Source organism: Microcystis sp. M53598_WE2, assembly GCF_030067735.1.
GTDB lineage: Bacteria > Cyanobacteriota > Cyanobacteriia > Cyanobacteriales > Microcystaceae > Microcystis > Microcystis aeruginosa.
Genome location: NZ_JASJFE010000038.1, coordinates 1 through 3314, shown reverse-complemented (window position 1 = coordinate 3314; position 3314 = coordinate 1). Strand labels below are relative to the sequence as shown.

The following is a 3314-nucleotide window of genomic DNA, read 5'->3' as shown; positions in this document are numbered from 1 at the left end:
TGACTTCGTTTCTCAGGAATTGAGAGCGGCGGAAGACCCGGAATTTGAAACCTTCTACACTAAAAATATTCTGCTTAACGAAGGTCTGAGAGCTTGGATGGCTCCCCAAGACCAACCCCACGAAAACTTTATCTTCCCTGAGGAGGTTCTCCCGCGTGGTAACGCTCTCTAATATCCCTACCGCTACCGGTCGTGACCAAAGTTCCACCGGCTTCGCTTGGTGGTCTGGTAACGCTCGTCTTATCAACCTCTCCGGTAAACTGCTCGGCGCTCACGTCGCTCACGCTGGTTTAATCGTTTTCTGGGCCGGGGCAATGACCCTGTTTGAAACCGCCCACTTTATCCCCGAAAAACCGATGTACGAACAGGGTTTAATCCTGCTTCCCCACTTAGCTACCCTCGGTTTTGGGGTCGGTCCGGGTGGTGAAGTAGTCGATACCTTCCCCTACTTCGTCGCTGGTGTTCTGCACTTAATTTCTTCGGCTGTACTCGGTTTTGGTGGTATCTACCACGCTATCCGCGGACCGGAAACCCTAGAGGAATACTCTAATTTCTTCGGTTACGACTGGAAAGACAAAAACCAAATGACCAACATCATCGGTTATCACCTGATTCTCTTGGGTTGTGGCGCGCTGTTGTTGGTATTTAAAGCCATGTTCTTTGGCGGTGTCTATGATACCTGGGCTCCCGGTGGCGGTGATGTCCGCATCATCACTAATCCTACCCTCAACCCCGCAGTTATCTTTGGTTATCTGACCAAAGCTCCTTTCGGTGGCGAAGGCTGGATTATCAGCGTCAACAACATGGAAGATATCATCGGCGGTCACATCTGGATTGGCTTAATCTGTATCGCTGGCGGTATCTGGCACATTCTCACCAAACCTTTTGCTTGGGCGCGCCGCGCTTTCATCTGGTCTGGAGAAGCCTATCTGTCCTACAGCTTGGGCGCTCTTTCCATGATGGGCTTTATCGCCGCCGTTTACGTTTGGTTTAACAACACCGCCTATCCCAGTGAATTCTACGGTCCGACCGGTATGGAAGCTTCCCAAGCTCAAGCTTTCACCTTCTTGGTGCGTGACCAACGCTTAGGCGCTAACGTCGCTTCTGCCCAAGGCCCCACCGGTCTAGGTAAATACCTGATGCGCTCTCCCACTGGTGAAATCATCTTCGGTGGTGAAACCATGCGTTTCTGGGATTTCCGCGGTCCCTGGTTAGAACCCCTCCGCGGTCCTAACGGTTTAGACCTCGACAAAATCAGAAATGACGTACAACCCTGGCAAGTCCGCCGCGCGGCTGAATACATGACCCACGCTCCTTTAGGTTCCTTGAACTCTGTGGGTGGTGTTATCACTGACGTTAACTCGTTTAACTATGTGTCTCCTCGCGCTTGGTTGGCTACCTCTCACTTCACCCTCGCCTTCTTCTTCCTGATTGGACACCTCTGGCACGCTGGACGCGCTCGCGCCGCCGCCGCCGGTTTCGAGAAAGGAATTGACCGCGAGACTGAACCCGCATTGGCAATGCCTGACCTCGACTAATTTCCCTTAGTTCGATGGCAGCGGCTCCCGTCTAGTTGGCGGGAGCCTTTTTGTTGTTAATATCAGACGCGGCTAAAATACTCTCTAAAGCCGATAATAATCGTTGATTTTCTGCCGGTAAACGGACAGCTACCCGAAAATAATTGCTGCCCAATTCGGGGAAACTGAGACAATCGCGGATGAAAATTCGATGATATTTTAATAAAGCTTCCTGTAGGGGTAAACAGGAAGATTGAGATTGTACTAAGAGGAAGTTAGCGGCACTGGTTTGGGGCTGTAATTGCGGAAAATTAGCTAATCCCTGCCATAAATCCTCACGGGCTGCTGTTAACCAATCCCAAGTTTGTTGTTGAAAATCTCTATCTTCAATTCCCGCAATAGCGGCAACCACGGCCAAATTATTCACCGACCAAGGATCGCGCCATCTTTGCCATTGTAACAGGCGATCGGGATGAGCGAGGACGTATCCTAGACGTAAACCGGGGAGACTGTAAAATTTAGTTAGGGAACGCACAATCACGAGATTGGGATATTCCGGCAAGAGAGATATTAAACTCTCCTGTTGTTGCGGGGGTAAAAAATCCATAAAAGCTTCATCCACTACCACCAAACCAAATTGCGATAGATAGGGACGAATGGCCGCCACCGTCCAGAGTTTCCCCGTGGGATTGTGGGGATTATTGAGTAATAAGCCTTGTTTTTCGGGATTAACCGGCTTTAAAGTGGTTAAATCTAGGGAATGTTGGCAGATGTTTCCACCAAAACTTTTTAAAGCCCGTTCGTAATCGTTAAAAGCGGGTTTTAGTACATAAACACTATCAAATGCTGCTAATTCCCGACCGGCCCAGGTTAATAACTCGGCCGCACCATTGCCGGGGAGAATCCAATCCGGCCCGATATCATGCCATTGAGCGAGGGCAGAACGCAACTGCCAATACCCGGGGTCAGGATAACGAGTCAGACTGGTTAAATGGTTTTTAATAGCGGTTAGGGCGCTTTCTGGCGGACCGAGGGGGTTGATACTGGCAGAAAAATCGAGAATAGAGGAAACCGGACAGCCGGCAATGGCGGCCGCCCAGTCAAGATTACCACCATGTTTAGGTCTAGGCAAAAGACTTACAGCGAACGCTTTGCGCTCGCTACGCAAGAACGAAACTCAACAGTAATTATTCCTTATCCGGGGCCACTCTGTCTTTAAACAGTTTACCGGCCGAGAAAGCCGGGACGCGAGTGGCCGGAATCTCCATCTTATCGCCGGTTTTCGGGTTGCGTCCTTCCCTGGCCTGACGTTCCCGGGCCTCGAAGGAACCGAATCCTACTAGGGTTACTTTGTCCCCCTCAGAAACCGCTTCGATAATGGTCTCGATGGCGGCAGTGAGAACAGCATCTGCTTGTTTTTTGGTGACAGAGGCTTTGAGAGCGATTTGATCGATTAATTCACCTTTATTCATGCGCTAACTCCTTTTTTTGCGGTTTTTCTGAGTTTAGGGTGGTTGTCAGTAGTTTATTATGGTTCCCCTCTTGAGGACTCGCCAGGATCGAGATCACTAAATAATGCCTCAAATCCTCATTGGCTATATATTCCACTGCATTATTCTAAGCGGGAATTGTCTCGATCGGGATCGCTGAAACCTTTAATTTATCTAGATTTCCTCTCGATTCCCCGCCACGGGGAGACACAAAAGGAAATAAGCGAGAGATTAACAGCGATATAAGCTAATAAAAAGAGATTAGCTGGCTAAATTGCCGATAAATATTCTCTAAAAGCGATAGGTA

4 protein-coding genes are annotated in these 3314 nt (G+C 49.4%); 2 read left to right on the top strand and 2 right to left on the bottom strand.

Features of this window, described 5'->3' with window-relative positions; genetic code table 11:
- Both PX636_RS00850 and psbC read left to right on the top strand, forming a co-directional pair.
- Positions 1–172 (top strand): photosystem II protein D2 (locus PX636_RS00850; protein ID WP_271931852.1); only part of this gene is annotated, 172 nt, incomplete at its 5' end.
- A complete protein-coding gene (gene psbC / locus PX636_RS00845) occupies positions 156–1538 on the top strand; it encodes a photosystem II reaction center protein CP43 (RefSeq protein ID WP_002739004.1) in 1383 nt (460 codons plus the stop codon). The genes PX636_RS00850 and psbC, both read left to right, overlap by 17 nt.
- A 31-nt stretch (positions 1539–1569) precedes the next feature.
- Here the strand turns inward: psbC and cobD are convergent, their stop codons facing one another.
- Positions 1570–2649: a threonine-phosphate decarboxylase CobD gene (cobD, locus tag PX636_RS00840; protein ID WP_002795762.1), complete on the bottom strand. Its 1080-nt coding sequence runs from the start codon at positions 2647–2649 to the stop codon at positions 1570–1572.
- Positions 2650–2704: 55 nt separating this feature from the next.
- Positions 2705–2989: a non-specific DNA-binding protein Hbs gene (hbs, locus tag PX636_RS00835; protein WP_002759570.1), complete on the bottom strand. Its 285-nt coding sequence runs from the start codon at positions 2987–2989 to the stop codon at positions 2705–2707.
- Positions 2990–3314 lie beyond the last annotated feature (325 nt).

Excerpts from the sequence above, each read along its gene's own strand:
- hbs (WP_002759570.1), bottom strand. The coding sequence starts at position 2,989 with ATGAATAAAGGTGAATTAATCGATCAAATCGCTCTCAAAGCCTCTGTC.